This is a genomic window from Rodentibacter heidelbergensis (assembly GCF_002000125.1).
GTDB classification, from domain to species: Bacteria; Pseudomonadota; Gammaproteobacteria; order Enterobacterales; family Pasteurellaceae; genus Rodentibacter; species Rodentibacter heidelbergensis.
Map to the genome: position 1 here is coordinate 93,900 of NZ_MLHH01000011.1, position 17,434 is coordinate 111,333.

Sequence of the window (17,434 nt, forward strand, 5' to 3'; positions counted from 1 at the left end):
TGAGCGGTGTCACACTTTATTTTTATTCTTCCTATCCGTCTTGTAGACTTCAATGTGATGGGGTTGGATTTGCAGTTATTTACGGTGAAATCAGTGTTTTCTTTAGTTTCCAAAATAAATTGGGATCTTGATCACAAATTTCATAAAAAATATTTTACAACTTAAAATGATTTGATATGATTTCTTTTGATTATTTTGATGACCGAAAGGAGTTAAGTATGAGCAAAATTCAAGAAATTACCCGTGAAAGTTGGATTCTTTCGACATTTCCTGAATGGGGAACGTGGTTAAATGAAGAAATTGAGCAAGAGGTCGTGCCGGAAGGCAATTTTGCCATGTGGTGGCTGGGTTGTGTCGGGGTTTGGATCAAAACGCCGGGGGGCGCTAATCTTTGTATGGATTTATGGTGTGGCCGTGGAAAAAGCACAAAGCAAGTTAAAGATATGGTTCGTGGACACCAAATGGCCAATATGGCGGGGGTGCGTAAATTACAACCTAATTTACGGGCAGCCCCAATGGTGTTAGACCCCTTTGCTATTAATGAGGTGGATTTTATTTTGGCTTCCCACTACCACAGCGATCATATTGATGTGAATGTGGCGGCAGCGATTGTAAATAATCCTAAATTGGATCATGTGAAATTTGTTGGTCCTTGGCACTGCGCAGAATTATGGAAAAAATGGGGCGTGCCAGAGGAGCGTATTATTGTTGTGAAACCGGGCGATGTGGTGAAATTAAAAGATGTAGAAATCCATGCGCTTGATTCTTTCGACCGCACTTGTTTGGTGACTTTACCGGTGGAAGGAGCAGAAGAACAGGGTGGTGAACTAGCAGGGCTTTGCCCATCAGATGAAGAAATGGGACGCAAAGCGGTGAACTATGTATTTAAAACACCGGGTGGCAATATTTATCATGGGGCGGATTCTCATTTCTCTATTCAATTTGCGAAACACGGTAAACAATTTGATATTGATGTTGCGCTTAACAACTACGGTGAAAACCCGGTTGGTATTGCCGATAAGATGACATCTATTGATTTATTACGCATGGCGGAAAGCTTACGTTGTAAAGTCATTATTCCGGTTCATCATGATATTTGGACAAACTTTATGGCAAGCACTGATGAAATTATCCAATTATGGAAAATGCGTAAGGATCGCTTGCAATATCAATTCCATCCATTTATTTGGGAAGTGGGCGGGAAGTATGTTTACCCACGCGATAAAGATTTAATTGAATATCATCACCCTCGTGGTTTTGATGATTGTTTTGAGCATGAACCAAATATTCAATTTAAATCCATGTTATAACAAAAAAAGCCACCTTTTCACTTGAAGGTGGCTGATTTTTTGTTCATTATTAGCGTCATAATCGAAGAAATATCAGTGCAAGGAAAGTATAATGAACGAAAATTATCGCCATCGGCGACTTTTACAGTTGTTGGCTGAAAAGGAAGCGCTTTCTACCTCAGAAATTATTGAAGAACTCGGCATTTCACCCGCTACGGCAAGACGGGATATTAATAAATTAGCCCAACAAGGGCGATTAAAAAAAGTACGCAATGGAGCGGAGGCAATTGCCTCGTTTTCTTCGGATTATCAAGCTCGTTCGGTTATTCATAATATTGATGAAAAACAGCGTATCGCGCAAGCGGCAAGTCAATTATGCCAAGATGGGGATTCAATCATTTTAACTTGTGGCTCAACAATGCAAATGTTGGGCGATTATTTGTGTGGAAGAAAATTACAGATCATTACTAACTTTATCCCACTTGCCCATAAACTTATCGAAAACAATCACGAAGATATTGTGATTATGGGGGGGCAGTATAATCGTAACAAAGCGATTACCCTTTCCCTCAATCAAAATGAAAGTCCTTATGCCGCTAATATCATGTTTACCAGCGGTAAAGGCTTTACGACCGAAGGGTTGTATAAAACCGATATGATTATTGCTAATTCCGAGCAAAGATTGTCTGCCAAGGCGGGGAAATATGTGGTTTTGCTGGATAGCACAAAATTAGGACAACAAGTCGGTATGCTATTTACTCAATTGAAAGATATTGATTTATTAATTACCGGCAAAAATGCAGAACCGGCGTTTATCCAAGCGCTAAAAGAAAAAGGTTTATCGGTAATGCTTGTTTAGTGAGTTAAAAAAGCGATTAAAATAAACTATCCAACCTGTTCGTTTTTTAAAATCGAACATCGTATCTATCCCAATTACTGAAAGGAGTATTCAGTGAGAAAACACAAACTCGGCATCTATGAAAAAGCGCTGCCTAAAAATATCAGCTGGCAAGATCGTTTGTCTATTGCGAAAGCCTGTGGCTTTGATTTTGTTGAAATGTCTATTGATGAAACAGATGAGCGTTTGGCTCGTTTGGACTGGAGCAAAAAAGAGCGGTTAAAATTAGTAAAAGCCATTGTTAATACCGGGGTGACGATTCCCTCTATGTGCTTATCTGGGCATCGTCGTTTTCCTTTTGGTAGCCATGATGAAGCCACCCGCCAAAAAGCCTATGAAATTATGGAAAAAGCGATTCAATTTGCGGTTGATACCGGCATTCGCACTATCCAATTGGCGGGTTATGATGTTTATTATGAAGAACAAGATGAAGGGACAATTCAACGTTTTCAGCAAGGCTTAGAATGGGCTGTAGAACTTGCCGCCAGTAACCAAGTGACCCTTTCAGTCGAGATTATGGATACCCAATTTATGAGTTCCATTTCCCGTTGGAAAAAATGGGACGATCTGATTAAATCCCCTTGGTTTACCGTCTATCCCGATTTAGGCAACCTTTCTGCATGGAATGATAATGTTGCCGAAGAGCTTAAACTGGGTATAGATAAAATTTCCGCCATTCATTTAAAAGATACTTATAAGGTTACCGAAACCTGTGCCGGTCAGTTCCGTGATGTACCATTTGGCGAGGGCTGTGTTGATTTTGTGGCTTGTTTTAAAACCCTTGCGGCATTGAATTATCGTGGTGCATTTTTAATTGAAATGTGGACGGAAAAAGCCGATGAACCTATTGCAGAAATTATCAATGCTCGCCGTTGGATCGAACAAAAAATGAAAGAAGGAGGTTTCCAATGTTAAGAGAATTAAGAGAGAGAGTATTAAAAGCAAACCTTGAGCTACCTAAATATCAATTAGTCACCTTCACTTGGGGAAATGTGAGTGAAATTGATCGTGAAAGTGGTTTGGTGGCGATCAAACCTTCCGGTGTTGAATATGATTTGATGACGGTTGATGATATTGTCATTGTGGATCTGAATGGCAATCGTGTTTGGGGAGAGAAAAAACCGTCTTCCGATACCCCGACCCATTTAGAGCTTTATCGTCAATTTAAAGAGATTGGCGGTGTGGTTCATACTCACTCCCGCCATGCGACAGCTTGGGCGCAAGCCGGTGAAGATATTCTCGCTTTAGGGACAACGCAAGGTGATTATTTCTATGGCTCAGTGCCTTGCACCCGGAAAATGACACCGGAAGAAATTGCCGGTGAATATGAATTGGAAACCGGTAAAGTGATTGTTGAAACTTTCCGTAAACGCAATATTGAACCGAAATCCGTGCCCGGGGTATTAGTTCATTCTCATGGCCCTTTCACTTGGGGAAAAGATGGCTTTGATGCCGTGCATAATTCTGTGGTGCTGGAAGAAGTGGCGTATATGAACTTTGTAACCCATCAAATTCGCCCGAATATCGGCTCAATGCAACAAGAATTGTTGGATAAACATTATCTTCGTAAACATGGCAAAAATGCCTATTACGGACAATAATGAATATAATATTGGGGCGGTTGTTAACCGCCTTTTTCATTCATAATGAGAGGATACTATGAATTATAAAGTGGTCGCATTTGATCTTGATGGAACGTTATTAAATGCCGAAGGGCAGATTTTGCCGGAAAATAAATTGGCCATTCAATCTGCCATCAATCAGGGGATTAAGGTGTTGTTGGTGACAGGTAGACATCATACTGCCGTTAAACCTTATTATCGTGAATTAGGTTTAGATACACCGATTATCTGTTGTAACGGTACTTATGTTTATGATGTGCTGACCGATACCACACCTTTTGCTAATCCGCTTTCCAAACAGCAGGCTCAATTCATTTATGAGGTGGCAGAAAAGCATCATTGCCATTTGCTGATGTATTCCCGAGATTCAATGAACTATGCGAAGCTTAATCCCCATATGGAAAAATTTCTTCAATGGGTGGAAACTTGCCCGGCAGAGGTTCGCCCTGATGTACGCAAAGTGGCGTGTATCCAAGAGGTGATTGATCATCATAATCCTATTTGGAAATGTGTTATTAGTGCAGAGAATAAAGCGATCATGAATGATGTAGTGAAAGAGCTGCCGGTTTCTCAGTTTAGTTGTGAGTGGTCGTGGGTGGATCGTGTTGATATTGCTAATGCCGGGAATACAAAAGGCGGAAGATTGTTGGCTTTATTGAAAAACTGGGGGATCGATCCGAAAGAGGTGATCGCATTTGGTGATAATCATAATGACATCAGTATGTTAACGGTAGTGGGATTAGGCGTTGCCATGGGCAATGCGGAAGAAGAAGTAAAATCACAGGCCAAATTAGTCACCACATCAAATAATGAGAGTGGTATTGCACAAGTGTTAAAAGAGGCGCTATCAGGCTAATTGCCATTTTTATCTTTTTTATTCTTTCTTATTCCTCCATAAAAAGTGCGGCCAAAATTGGCCGCACTTTGATCTGCCCTCAAAAGGAAAGGAGATTATACCGAATATTTAGGCTGTTTAAACACGGTGACTTCCGGTGCCACGCCTGTGAATTTCTCGACTTGTACAAGACAAGTATTCGGTGAGTTACCTTGGGCTAATTTAGACGTGCCTTCATCACGGGTCAGCACATTTGGGCTACCGTTTTTACACAGTGGTTTCTCACTTTCGCCGAGATCGGCAGGATCGTACCAAGCCCCCTCATGAAGCCCTAAGGTTCCTTGAATGATCCCTTCCGTGACAACCGCTCCCGCTAACACCTGACCTCGTGCATTATGGATACGCACAATATCACCATCTGCAATACCTCGGGCTTTGGCATCTTCTGGATGAATTAAGACCGGTTCACGATCATTCACCGCATATTTTTGACGCAATGACGTATGAGCCAATTGGCTGTGTAAACGATAGTAGGCATGAGGTGTGACTAAGGCAAGAGGGTGTTCTTCCGTACGATTACCGGCAAATTCTTCCGGCTCCATCCAGGTTGGGTGGCCTTTGCAATCATCATAATTCATCTTCGCCACCACATCGGAGTAAATCTCAATTTTGCCTGATGGTGTGCCAAGCGGGTTGAGTAACGGATCTTCACGGAATTCAGCATAGCGTACCCATTTTTTTGCCGCTTCATTGGCTTCAAATAGGAAAGGTTTGTTTTCTTCCCAGAAGCGTTCAAAGCGAGGCATCGCAACACGGTTTTGACGAGCGCTTGTGAAAGCGGTTTGATAAAAGCCCTCCAGCCATTCCATTTCTGTTTTGCCTTCGGTAAATTCCTCCTCTTTACCGGCACGTTTAGCCAGTTCAGCAAAAATATCGAAATCGTTTTTCGCTTCAAATTGTGGTGGTACCACTTGTTTCATTGGGTACACCGCAAACATAGAATAATCCCCGCCCATGGTTAAGTCATTGCGTTCATAACTTGTGGTTGCCGGCAAAACAATATCGGCCATGCGGGCTGTTGGCGTCCAGTTCACTTCATTGACGATAACGGTTTCCGGTTTTTGGAACGCTTTAACTAATAAATTCGTATTTTGGTGTTGGGTGAAAGGATTTCCGCCCGCCCAATAGACGACTTTAATGTCCGGATAGGTAATTTTTTCGCCATTGTAATCAATGGTTTTGCCCGGATTGAGTAAGGCATCAGCAATGCGTGCCACAGGGAAAGAAAATTTTGCCGAGTCATCTAACCAAGTTTTTTCACCGCTTCCGCCTGATGGAGTGGCACTGATTGAACCAATTCTTCCCCCCGTAGCGGTTGGCACACCACCGTTTGCATAATGATAGCTAAAACCAAAGCCCCCGCCCGGTAAACCGATTTGTCCCAGCATAGAAGCTAAGGTAACTAACATCCAATGGGATTGCTCCCCATGACGTTGACGCTGTATTCCCCATCCGCCCATTAGATAGAGGTATAGCATTCCTCTGTTTTCTATTTGAGATAAATCTTTTTTAAGATTAAAATAGTGTTCATTATTATCAAATAGTTTTGTTTATTATTATTGAATAGTTTTATTCACTAATATCAAACAGTTTTGCGTGGAGATAAAATGTTATTAAAAGCAGAAATAAAGCAAACCATTGATACTCAGCAGAGTAGGTTATTAAGACAAAAAACATATTCACGTCAAATTCTCAATCATATTAAGCTGTTACCTAATTTTGCTTTGGTCGTATCAGGTATCCGCCGTAGTGGGAAAAGTACTTTATTGTCTCAACTTATTGAAAAACAGGATAAAAATCACTATCTTTTTCTCAATTTTGATACACCTCAATTATTTAATTTTGAATTTAGCGATTTTGCTTTATTAGATGAAATTATTGCTGAATGCCCCGAAATCCAGACATTATATTTTGATGAAATCCAGATTATAGAGGGGTGGGAGCTCTATGTACGAGGAAAACTTGATCAAGGCTATCAAGTTGTTGTAACCGGCTCAAATGCCTCGTTATTAAGCCGTGAGCTCGGCACAAAACTTACTGGTCGACATATTAGTCGTGAACTTTTCCCTTTTTCTTTTTTAGAGTTTTGTGAGTTTCTTGGAAAAGAAAAGAATGCTGATACAGTGGCAGATTATCTTCATTTGGGTGGTTTCCCGCAATATTTGCAATTGAATGAAGATGAAATTTTAAATGCGCTCATTAATGATATTATCTATCGAGATATTATTGTGCGTTTTGGTATTCGTGATGAGCGGTCAATGAAAGGTTTGTTGCTTTTTTTAGCGGGTAATGTAGGGAATTTGATTACTGCAGGTAAACTCAAACAAATCCTTAATGTTAAAAGCACGGCTACTGTGCAAGAATATCTTTCTCATTTGGAACAAGCCTATGTGATTAGCTTACTACCTAAGTTTTCCTATTCCTACAAAATACAACTTGTTAATCCAAGAAAAGTTTACTTTATAGATAATGGATTACAGAGAGTGATAAGCCCATCTTTTAGTCAAGATCGGAGAAGAAAGTTAGAAAATGCGGTATTTTGGGCATTAAGAAGAGAGTTTTCAGAATTGTATTATTACAATGAGAACAATAAAGAATGTGATTTTGTTGTATGTAAAAATAATTCTCCATTACAACTTATCCAAGTCTGTTGGCAACTGACTGCGGAAAATCTCCCTCGTGAACGTGACGGATTAATTGATGCAATGAACTTTTTTCATTTTGAACAAGGAACGATAGTCACTTTTGATCAAGAAGATAAGATGATAGTAGAGGGAAAAAATATTAATATCGTGCCGTTTTGGAAGCTATTTGGTTGAACGGTGAAATCGTGTATAGATAGGATATACAGCCCTTAAACGCTTAATCTTGCAAATTAGTTAAGTGGAGAATTATCTCTCAAAGTTGGAATAAGAAAAATAGCCTATTTTTTGCCGTAGGTTTAAGGGAATAATCTACCAATTTGAAATAATTATCAATTTTTGATAGAATTATTCTGTTTTTTAGAAACAATCTCTCAATGTCTACTGAGTGTTTCTGTCAAAATCGCACTTCTATGTGCTGTCATCGTAGTGGTTCCACTACACACTTTTTTGCCTCATGGCAATGTTTTAAATAAATCGAATTTTTAATTTATCGACTTCATTTTAAGGGGAAAGGTTTGTCTTTATCTCAATTTATGGAAAAGCGAACGTCATTTAATCCTTTTGTGATTGGATTGACACTCTTTTTTATTTTGTTGCTGGTGACAATGATTTTAATCGCACCGGAGCAAACTCAATCATTATTAAACCAAGCAAAAGTAGGGATTTTTGCCAATTTTAGTTGGTTTTACATCTTAGCATTTTCGATCTTCTTGGGCTTTTTGTTGACTTTATCTGTGAGTAGTTTAGGAAATATTAAACTGGGAAGCGATGAAGAAGAGCCTGAATTTAGTTTTCTCTCATGGCTTGCTATGTTATTTGCCGCCGGTATGGGGGTGGGGTTAATGTTCTTTGGGGTAGCTGAACCCTTAACCCATTATCTTTCCGAAATCACCAGCGGTGCGCCAGAGCACCGCCAACAAGAGGCATTATTACATACGTTATTTCACTGGGGAATTCATGCTTGGGCAGTATATGGCACCATTGCCTTGGCTTTAGCTTATTTTGGCTTTCGCTATAAGCTCCCTTTAGCCCTACGCTCTTGTTTTTACCCGCTATTGAAAGATCGCATCAATGGAAAAATGGGTGATCTCATCGATATTATGGCATTACTTGCCACTTTATTTGGGATCATCACGACCTTAGGTTTTGGTGCGGCTCAGTTAGGTGCAGGTTTGCACCAAATGGGCTGGGTGAGTGAAAATAGTTTTGGTTTACAAGTGATCGTCATTGCTGTGGTGATGAGCTTAGCGGTCTTCTCAGCTATTTCAGGTGTGGGTAAAGGGGTAAAAATACTCAGTGAATTAAATTTAACGTTAGCATTTTTATTACTTGTTTTTGTTTTACTCACCGGCCCGACCCTCTATTTGCTTTCCGCATTTAGCGACAATATCGGGAATTATCTCAGCAATTTAGTGCAACTGAGTTTCAAAACCTACGTTTATGAGCAAGAACATACGGCGTGGTTTAGTGGTTGGACGGTGCTTTATTGGGCATGGTGGTGTTCATGGGCGCCCTTTGTTGGATTGTTTATTGCCCGCATTTCTAAAGGTCGTACTATTCGTGAATTTATTTTTGGTGTATTGGTTATTCCGAGTGTATTTGGCATCCTTTGGTTCACCGTATTTGGTAACACGGCGATTTGGTTAAATGAAGGGGAAGCGGCCGGCGTGCTAGGACAAATGATTTCATCGCCGGAAACCTTATTATTTAAATTTCTGGATTATTTACCCCTACCTACTGTGAGTGGGTTGGTGAGTTTGATTGTGATCTCATTATTTTTTATCACCTCGGCCGATTCGGGAATTTATGTTTTAAATAATATCGCCTCTCGTGATAAAAGTCTTACCTCACCGAACTGGCAGACGGTGATGTGGGGGCTATTAATGTCGATAGTCGCAATAGTATTAATGCAATCGGGCGGTTTAGCCAATTTGCAGACAATGACGTTAATGGTCGCCTTACCCTTTGCGGTGCTGATGTTAATCATGTGTTTTAGCCTATGGAAAGGGTTAAATGCCGATAAAAAATATTTTGCGACGAAAGTCAATCCAACCAGTATTTTCTGGACAGGCGAAAAATGGAAAGAACGCTTAGGGCAGATGATGAATCAAACCCAAGAAAAAGATATTTTACGTTTCTTAAAACACACTGCATTGCCGGCAATGCGTGAATTACGTCAAGAACTTATCGGCAAATATAATCTGAGTGTGGAAATCCATGCTTTGCTTGAGCAAGAAGAGCCGGCGGTGGAGTTGGTGATACAAAAAGAGTCCCTGCGTGATTTTATGTATGGCATTAAATCGGTGGGGCGTGAAGTGTCTGAACAACTCATCAATGATGAAAATCTGCCACATATTCAGCACCACACCACTTACGAACCCTATACTTATTTCTTTGACGGCCGAGTAGGTTACGATGTGCAATATATGGATCAAGCGGAATTGATTGCCGATATATTAAAACAATATGAACGTTACTTAAGCCTACTTGATGACATTGGACAGGAATTAATGGCACACGAGCAAACGGAATTGGCAGAGTAGTTTTTCACATAAATAAAAGTGCGGTTAAAAACATGAGAGATTTTAACCGCACTTTTAGTATTGGAATTAAGTCAGATTATTTCGCTGCTTTTAATTCTTGGTAGTATTGTTCGTAGTATTGAATGGCATCACCCACATCATCTTGCCAGTAGCTGTTTTTCAAGACTTCAGCAGTTGGATAGATAGATGGATCTTCAGTGATTTCTTTTGGCAATACTTTTTTCGCTTCAACGTTTGCCGTTGGGTAACCAATAGCTAAGGTGAGTTTCTCAGCAGCTTTGGCACCAAGCATATAGTTGATAAGCTTATGTGCACCATCCGGGTTTTTAGAGGTGCTAGGAATCGCCAAGGTATCCACCCAAAGTACAGGGCCCTCTTTCGGGAACACCATATCTAAAGGCGCTTGTTCTTTTTTCGCAATGCGTACGGAACCGTTCCATAATTGACCCACTTCAACTTCACCGGAAATGAAAGAGTTAGCCGGGTTGTCTGAATTGAAAGAAAGGACATTTGGACGTAATTTTAATAATTCTTCGTAGGCTTGTTTGATGATTGCCGGGTCTTGAGTATTCGGATCTTGACCGAGTTTTAACAAGGCAATATTAAATACTTCACGGGCATCATCTAATAATTGGACTTTGTTGGCAAACTCAGGTTTCCATAAATCGCCCCAAGAGGTGAAATCCGAACCTTTATAGGCATTGGTATTAAATGCGATACCCGGCGCACCCAGTAATTGAGGAAGGGAATATTTGTTGCCTTTATCATAAGGTTTATTGAGCCAATCAGGGTCTAATTCTTTAATGACAGGCAATTTGCTATGATCAAGTTCTTTTAACATGCCTTCGCGTGCCATTTTAGACACAAAATAGTTCGAAGGGGCAATCACATCATAACCGCCGGCTTCACCTTGGGTTTTGAGTTTTGCATACATGGTTTCATTGGACTCAAGACTTGAAACAATCACTTTGATACCGGTTTCTTTGGTGAAGTCATCTAAAAGACCATCCGGCACATATTCAGTCCAAGTATAGAGGTACACCGTATCATTAGCAGTTGCCGGTGCATTGGCATTCTCAGGCTTGTTTTCTTTGTCATTACAAGCTGTTAGGGTGGCAGCCACTAAACCGGCAGTCATTAAACCTGCAAATTTTTTCATTTTTGTTTGTTCTCCGTAAAAGAGGGGTAAAAAAACCACCTACCGTAAACCGTAGGTATAAAAAAACGCCTTGATTGTGCGTCAAGGCGTATTCTATTTGATATTAAAGGGTTTGTGAAACCTTTTATCGTGTCTTAGTGGTTATTTTTACGCGTGATTAATTGGCTTGAAACCACTAACAGCAAGGAAAGTACGATCATAATGGTGGCTAAGGCATTCACTTCCGGTGTTACCCCTGTTTTCACCAAAGAGAAGATGCGTAGTGGCAGGATCTCGTAGCTTACGCCACTCACAAAGGAGGAGACCACCACGTCATCTAATGAGATGGTAAAGCTTAATAACCAACCTGATACGATTGCCGGCAATGCAAGGGGAACAATAATCTTGCGTAAAATAGTGACTTCACTTGCGCCTAAATCTTTTGCCGCTTCTAACATTCTGGCATCAAAGCCATTTAAACGTGAGAAAATGGTGACCGTCACATAAGGCAAACAGAAGGTAACATGGGCTAGAAGCAATGACCAGAAACCTAATGAAATACCAACAACCATAAACAGTGCCAATAAGGAAACGGCCATAACAATATCTGGTGACATCATCACGATAAATAACATTCCGCTCACCGCTTGTTTGCCACGGAAACGATAGCGATATAAGGCAATAGCGGTGAGTCCGCCAATAATGGTGGCTAAGGTTGCCGCAAAAAAGGCGATGGTAACGGAATGAATGGCAGCCTGAATTAAGGTATCGTTATTAAATAAACGTTCGTACCAATTCCAACTAAAACCTTTCCAGCTCAATCCGTAACGGTCGGCATTGAAGGAGTTGGTGACTAAGATAATAATTGGGATATACAAATAAGCGTATACCACAAACATAAATACATTACGCAGTAAACGGCTCATTATTCTAACTCCACTTTTTTATTCAATAGTTTATTTGCACGGTAATAGACGAAAATCAACAACGCCATAAGGATGGTTAACCCGATGCTGATTGCTGAACCAAACGGCCAGTTGCGGGAAATTAAGAATTCGCTCTTAATCACATTACCCACGAGAAGCACTTTTGCTCCACCCAGTAAATCTGCCACATAGAACATACCCATTGCCGGGAGTAAAACTAATAGGCAACCTGCAATAATGCCGGGCATGGTTAATGGCAAAATAACACGGAAAAAGCGTTGGAATGCGTTAGCGCCTAAATCTTTCGCCGCTTCCAGTAAGCGTCCGTCTAATTTTTCAATAGCAGAGTAGAGGGGTAAAATCATAAATGGCAACAATAAATAGACCAAACCGATAATCACCGCCACTTCTGTATTTAAAATACGGATAGGTTCACTCAAAATGCCCATATCCATAAGCATGGTGTTTAACACGCCTTTCACTCCAAGGAAGATTTTCATTCCATAGATACGAATGAGCGAGTTTGTCCAAAACGGCAAAACCACAAGGAATAACAAGAGCGGTCGATATTTCGGGTGAATTTTGCTGATCATAAAGGCAAAAGGGTAGCCGATGAGTAAGCAAATGATCGTGGCAATCCCTGACATATACAAAGAATTCCACACCACCTGTGCATAAAGCGGATTAAACAGGTTGATGTAGTTATCTAGGTTAAACGGCAGGGCATAGAAGTTGCTACCATCTCGAGTTAAAAAACTTACGACTAATACCAACAGGTTTGGAATTAGCACAAAGAAAATAAGCCAACTGAAGATAATAGCAACAGCAATTTTTTGAAATTTATTATTGATTATCTTCATCGTTGAGTACTACCTCCCAACCTTCGTGCCATGTAATGCCAACACGTTGTCCAACACTGTGATCCATGTGCGGATCGTCTTCGTTAAAGAATTCGCTGACAAGCACACGCATACCGTTATGGTCGAATTCTACGGTAGATTCTAATGTCATTCCTTTATAGGTACGGTCAATAATGTGGCCGATAATGGCATTAGACTGCTCATTTTCATCAAGCTCTTCAATCACGATATCTTCAGGGCGGAGAAGGACTTGAAGTTTTTGATCTTTTCTGACCGGCATATCCGTATAAATATCACAAACCCGCCCTTCTACATTGGCTAATACGACATTGTCGGATTTACGTTCAATAACAGTGGCATCAAACACATTGATTTCACCGATAAAGCGTGCCACAAACAAGTTGGCCGGTTCTTCATAAATTTCTCGTGGTGAACCATCTTGTGCAATTTTACCTTTACGCATTAGCACAATGCGATCAGACATGGTAATGGCTTCTTCTTGATCGTGGGTGACGAAAATAAAGGTGATGCCTAACTGACGTTGCAATACTTTAAGTTCGTATTGCATTTGTTTACGCAATTTATAGTCCAATGCCGATAAGGATTCATCGAGCAACAACACTTTCGGTTTGTTGACAACCGCACGGGCAATGGCAATACGTTGTTGCTGACCGCCTGACAATTGGGTTGGCTTACGATCTGCCATTTCTTCTAATTGCACCATGCGTAAGGCTTCGAGTACACGAGGTTTGATTTCAGCCTCAGGTACTTTTTGCATACGCAAACCAAAAGCCACGTTCTCAAAAATCGTCATATGCGGAAAGAGCGCATAACTTTGGAAAACGGTGTTGATGTGGCGTTTTTCAGCGGGCACATCGGTGATATCCTCACCGTCCAAAATAATATGACCCTCGTCTAATTCTTCGAGGCCGGCTAACAAGCGTAATATCGTTGTTTTTCCACAACCTGAAGGGCCAAGAATAGTGACAAATTCACCATTATTAATGGTTAGGTTAAAGTCGTTAATAATGGTGTTAGAACCGTAGGATTTTTTGATTGAACGAAGCTCAATAATCGGCTTGTTTTGAACCTGATTTTCCACTAGCTTTGGTTTTCTCCCTAATTTCACCAATAAACTGGTACTGAGTAGAAACAAGAACCTGCAAGAATGCAGGGGCGACATAAAAATAGGTGCTTATGATATAGTGAATTTTCAATAATGAAAAGGACTTAATGCTTGAGGAAACAAAAAAATTTCCGACCGTAAAAACACCCTAAAATTATTCACAAACTCGTCCACTTGTTTATTCATCTCTAACGCTCTCCTTGGTAAAACCAAGGTTCAAAAACATTGTTTTTTATGACCGCACTTTCCCTTTTCTGGGGATATTGGGGCGAATGACTGAATGTTTGCTATATATCAATAATCTTTTGTTTAATTTGAGGTAGACTTATTCACGTCAGTTATAAAGGATCATCAATAAAATGGATACCAATCATTATAAAAACAATTTATTAAATCGTTTTTTGCATTATGTTTCTTTTGATACACAAGCCAAACCCCATGCAAAATCGTCACCCAGTTCTATTGGGCAAATGAAACTTGCAAAGCATCTACAAAAAGAACTGATTGAACTTGGATTAGAAGAGGTGGAAGTCAGCAAACATGCAGTAGTAACGGCTTTTCTTCCTTCAAACAGAGAGGCACTTTCGCATACCATTGGTTTTATCGCCCATTTAGATACTTCACCTGAATGTAGTGGGAAGCATGTGAAACCCGAAGTGATTGAAAACTATCGGGGAGGGGACATTGCTTTAGGGATTGGCGAAGAATTTATTACGCCGGTTTATTACCCTTTTATGCATCAACTTATTGGGAAAACTTTGATTGTGACCGATGGTAATACTTTACTGGGGGCAGATAATAAAGCCGGAATTGCTGAAATTATGACCGCACTTGAGATCATCCAACAAGAAAAATTGCCTCATTGCAATATAAGAATTGCCTTTACACCGGATGAAGAAATCGGTTTAGGGATGCAGTATTTCCCTTTGGCTGATTTTCCTTGTGATTGGGCTTACACCATTGATGGTGGGGAAGTGGGAGAATTAGAATACGAAAACTTCAATGCGGCGACAGCAAAAATTTATTTCTCGGGAAGAAGTATTCACACCGGCTATGCGAAAGATAAAATGGTTAACGCCCTTGCGCTTGCCTGTGATTTTCACCAAGGCTTTCCCAAAGATGAAGTGCCGGAGAAAACCGAAGGTAAAGAAGGCTTTTTCCACTTGGAGCATTTTGAGGGTAGTATTGAAAAAGCCGAATTACATTATTTAATTCGTGATTTTGATTTATCAGCTTTTGAACAACGCAAACAATTTATTTTGGATTGGACAGCAAAATTTAATGCAGAAAGAGGCTTAAAAATGCCTGTTGAGTGTGTCATTCATGAGAGCTATAAAAATATGTATGAAGCGGTTCAACAAGCTCCTCAATCTATTTCAATTGCAGAAAAAGCCATGGATTTATGCGGGATCAATGTGATCCATAAACCCATTCGTGGGGGAACTGATGGTGCATTTCTATCAGAAAAGGGCCTGCCTTGCCCGAATATTTTTACCGGCGGGTACAATTTCCATAGTAAACACGAATTAATCTCTCTAGAAGGCATGGAAAAAGCGGTGGAAGTCATCACGGAAATTGTAAAATTTAAGAAAATGTAAATTTTTTGTAAAGAAACGTAAATTTCCTCTTGCTTTTGTAAAGAAATGTAAATATACTTACCGCAGTTTTATTGAGAGCCTTTTCGATAAAGCTAAACTTTAGAGATTTTATTCATAAATTCCTTTTGATATTTTCCCCTGAGTAATCAGGGGATTTTTTTATCCTTTCTTTTGAAAACGCCGAAAAAAACAACCGCACTTTAAATCAGCTAACCCAATAGATGTACTTTTTGAATGGTTTTTTTGATTAATTTGATAGTTTTTAATCGTTACAATCTTTTAGTATGATCAGCACGAATTTCAATCAAACTCAAGAAGGAAAATATTATGACATCAAAATGTCCGTTTTCTCATATCACCACCCCTTTAACAATGGGAAATGGTGCACCTGTTGTTGACAATCAAAACAGCTTAACCGCAGGTCCTCGTGGTCCATTACTTGCACAAGATTTATGGCTTAATGAAAAATTAGCAGATTTCGTGCGTGAAGTGATTCCTGAGCGCCGTATGCACGCAAAAGGTTCAGGTGCATTTGGTACTTTCACCGTGACCAATGATATCACCAAATATACCCGTGCTAAAATCTTCAGTGAAGTGGGTAAAAAAACAGAAATGTTCGCACGTTTTACTACCGTAGCCGGTGAACGTGGTGCAGCGGATGCAGAGCGTGATATTCGTGGTTTTGCATTAAAATTCTACACCGAAGAAGGTAACTGGGATATGGTTGGTAACAATACACCGGTTTTCTTCTTGCGTGATCCTCGTAAATTCCCTGATCTTAACAAAGCGGTAAAACGTGATCCACGCACTAATATGCGTTCAGCAACCAATAACTGGGATTTCTGGACATTATTACCGGAAGCGTTACACCAAGTCACTATCGTAATGAGTGATCGTGGTATTCCGGCAAGTTATCGTCATATGCACGGTTACGGTTCACATACTTATAGCTTCTGGAATGAAGCCGGCGAGCGTTTCTGGGTGAAATTCCATTTCCATACACAACAAGGCATTAAAAATTTAACCGAGGCAGAAGCTGCTGCGATTATTGCCAACGATCGTGAAAGTCATCAACGTGATTTATATGAAGCCATTGAGCGTGGCGATTTCCCGAAATGGAAAATGTTTATCCAAGTGATGCCGGAAGCCGATGCAGAAAAAGTGCCTTATCATCCTTTCGATTTAACCAAAGTATGGCCGAAAAAAGACTACCCATTAATTGAAGTGGGTGAATTTGAGCTTAACCGTAACTCTGAAAACTTCTTTGCCGATGTTGAGCAATCTGCTTTTGCACCAAGCAATTTAGTACCGGGAATCGGTGCAAGCCCGGATAGAATGTTGCAAGCTCGTTTATTCAACTATGCCGATGCACAACGTTACCGTTTAGGCGTGAATTTCCGTCAAATTCCGGTAAACCGTCCTCGTTGCCCGGTTCACAGCAACCAACGTGATGGTCAAGGCCGTGTCGATGGTAACTACGGTAGCTTACCGCATTATGAGCCAAACAGCTTTAATCAATGGCAACAACAACCGGATTTTGCAGAGCCACCACTTCGCATTAACGGTGATGCGGCATTCTGGGATTATCGTCAAGATGATAACGACTACTTCAGCCAACCGCGTGCCTTGTTTAACTTAATGAGCGCTGAACAAAAACAAGCGTTATTTAACAATACTGCGGGTGCAATGGGTGATGCGCCTGATTTCATCAAATATCGTCATATCCGTAACTGCCACTGGTGTGATCCGGCATACGGTGAAGGTGTGGCGAAAGCATTAGGTTTAACCGTAGAAGATGCGTTAAAAGCCCGTGATACTGATCCGGCTTTAGGCCAAGGCGGTTTACTCTAATTTAATAAAAAGCAAAAGGGTTGATATGATCTGCACCCCAAAA

Annotated in this window: 13 protein-coding genes and 1 pseudogene; 9 read left to right on the forward strand and 5 right to left on the reverse strand. The window is 40.4% G+C overall.

Features of this window, described 5'->3' with window-relative positions:
• Positions 1 to 218 precede the first annotated feature (218 nt).
• The 5 genes from ulaG (at position 219) to BKK48_RS05935 (ending at position 4,665) form a co-directional block, all read left to right on the forward strand.
• On the forward strand, positions 219 to 1,310 hold the full coding sequence (gene ulaG / locus BKK48_RS05915) for an L-ascorbate 6-phosphate lactonase (protein WP_077427222.1): 1,092 nt from the start codon (positions 219 to 221) through the stop codon (positions 1,308 to 1,310).
• A 91-nt stretch (positions 1,311 to 1,401) separates the two neighbouring features.
• Positions 1,402 to 2,148, forward strand: a complete 747-nt coding sequence (gene ulaR / locus BKK48_RS05920) for an HTH-type transcriptional regulator UlaR (RefSeq protein ID WP_077427223.1) — start codon at positions 1,402 to 1,404, stop codon at positions 2,146 to 2,148.
• Positions 2,149 to 2,241: 93 nt separating this feature from the next.
• The gene (locus BKK48_RS05925) at positions 2,242 to 3,102 is read left to right on the forward strand and encodes an L-ribulose-5-phosphate 3-epimerase (protein ID WP_077427224.1); all 861 of its coding nucleotides are present in this window, start codon (positions 2,242 to 2,244) and stop codon (positions 3,100 to 3,102) included.
• The gene (gene araD, locus BKK48_RS05930) at positions 3,096 to 3,788 is read left to right on the forward strand and encodes an L-ribulose-5-phosphate 4-epimerase (RefSeq protein WP_077427225.1); all 693 of its coding nucleotides are present in this window, start codon (positions 3,096 to 3,098) and stop codon (positions 3,786 to 3,788) included. Before BKK48_RS05925 ends, araD begins: the two co-directional genes overlap by 7 nt.
• Before the next feature lie 58 nt (positions 3,789 to 3,846).
• Entirely contained in the window at positions 3,847 to 4,665 is an 819-nt protein-coding gene (locus BKK48_RS05935) for a pyridoxal phosphatase (protein ID WP_077427226.1), read from the forward strand.
• A gap of 95 nt (positions 4,666 to 4,760) precedes the next feature.
• Here the strand turns inward: BKK48_RS05935 and BKK48_RS05940 are convergent.
• Positions 4,761 to 6,167 (reverse strand): annotated as a pseudogene (locus BKK48_RS05940) (molybdopterin-dependent oxidoreductase); the annotation flags it as partial.
• Between the two features lie 144 nt (positions 6,168 to 6,311).
• Here BKK48_RS05940 and BKK48_RS05945 point away from each other — a divergent pair.
• Both BKK48_RS05945 and BKK48_RS05950 read left to right on the forward strand, forming a co-directional pair.
• Positions 6,312 to 7,523, forward strand: a complete 1,212-nt coding sequence (locus BKK48_RS05945; RefSeq protein WP_077427227.1) for an ATP-binding protein — start codon at positions 6,312 to 6,314, stop codon at positions 7,521 to 7,523.
• A gap of 341 nt (positions 7,524 to 7,864) precedes the next feature.
• Positions 7,865 to 9,892 (forward strand): BCCT family transporter, encoded by a 2,028-nt coding sequence (locus BKK48_RS05950; protein WP_077427228.1) that lies wholly within the window; start codon positions 7,865 to 7,867, stop codon positions 9,890 to 9,892.
• Between the two features lie 76 nt (positions 9,893 to 9,968).
• Here the strand turns inward: BKK48_RS05950 and BKK48_RS05955 are convergent, their stop codons facing one another.
• From BKK48_RS05955 to potA, 4 genes are all read right to left on the reverse strand, one after another.
• The gene (locus tag BKK48_RS05955; RefSeq protein WP_077427229.1) at positions 9,969 to 11,051 is read right to left on the reverse strand and encodes an extracellular solute-binding protein; all 1,083 of its coding nucleotides are present in this window, start codon (positions 11,049 to 11,051) and stop codon (positions 9,969 to 9,971) included.
• A 134-nt stretch (positions 11,052 to 11,185) separates the two neighbouring features.
• The gene (gene potC, locus BKK48_RS05960; protein WP_077427230.1) at positions 11,186 to 11,956 is read right to left on the reverse strand and encodes a spermidine/putrescine ABC transporter permease PotC; all 771 of its coding nucleotides are present in this window, start codon (positions 11,954 to 11,956) and stop codon (positions 11,186 to 11,188) included.
• On the reverse strand, positions 11,956 to 12,816 hold the full coding sequence (potB, locus tag BKK48_RS05965; RefSeq protein ID WP_077427231.1) for a spermidine/putrescine ABC transporter permease PotB: 861 nt from the start codon (positions 12,814 to 12,816) through the stop codon (positions 11,956 to 11,958). Before potB ends, potC begins: the two co-directional genes overlap by 1 nt.
• Positions 12,800 to 13,918: a spermidine/putrescine ABC transporter ATP-binding protein PotA gene (gene potA, locus BKK48_RS05970; RefSeq protein WP_077427232.1), complete on the reverse strand. Its 1,119-nt coding sequence runs from the start codon at positions 13,916 to 13,918 to the stop codon at positions 12,800 to 12,802. Before potA ends, potB begins: the two co-directional genes overlap by 17 nt.
• Before the next feature lie 383 nt (positions 13,919 to 14,301).
• Between potA and pepT the strand changes: the two genes are divergently transcribed.
• Positions 14,302 to 15,540: a peptidase T gene (pepT, locus tag BKK48_RS05975; RefSeq protein ID WP_077427233.1), complete on the forward strand. Its 1,239-nt coding sequence runs from the start codon at positions 14,302 to 14,304 to the stop codon at positions 15,538 to 15,540.
• Between the two features lie 327 nt (positions 15,541 to 15,867).
• Positions 15,868 to 17,391 carry a catalase gene (locus tag BKK48_RS05980; RefSeq protein ID WP_077427234.1) on the forward strand — a complete coding sequence of 508 codons (1,524 nt, stop codon included), beginning with the start codon at positions 15,868 to 15,870 and terminating at the stop codon, positions 17,389 to 17,391.
• The last annotated feature ends 43 nt before the right edge of the window (positions 17,392 to 17,434 follow it).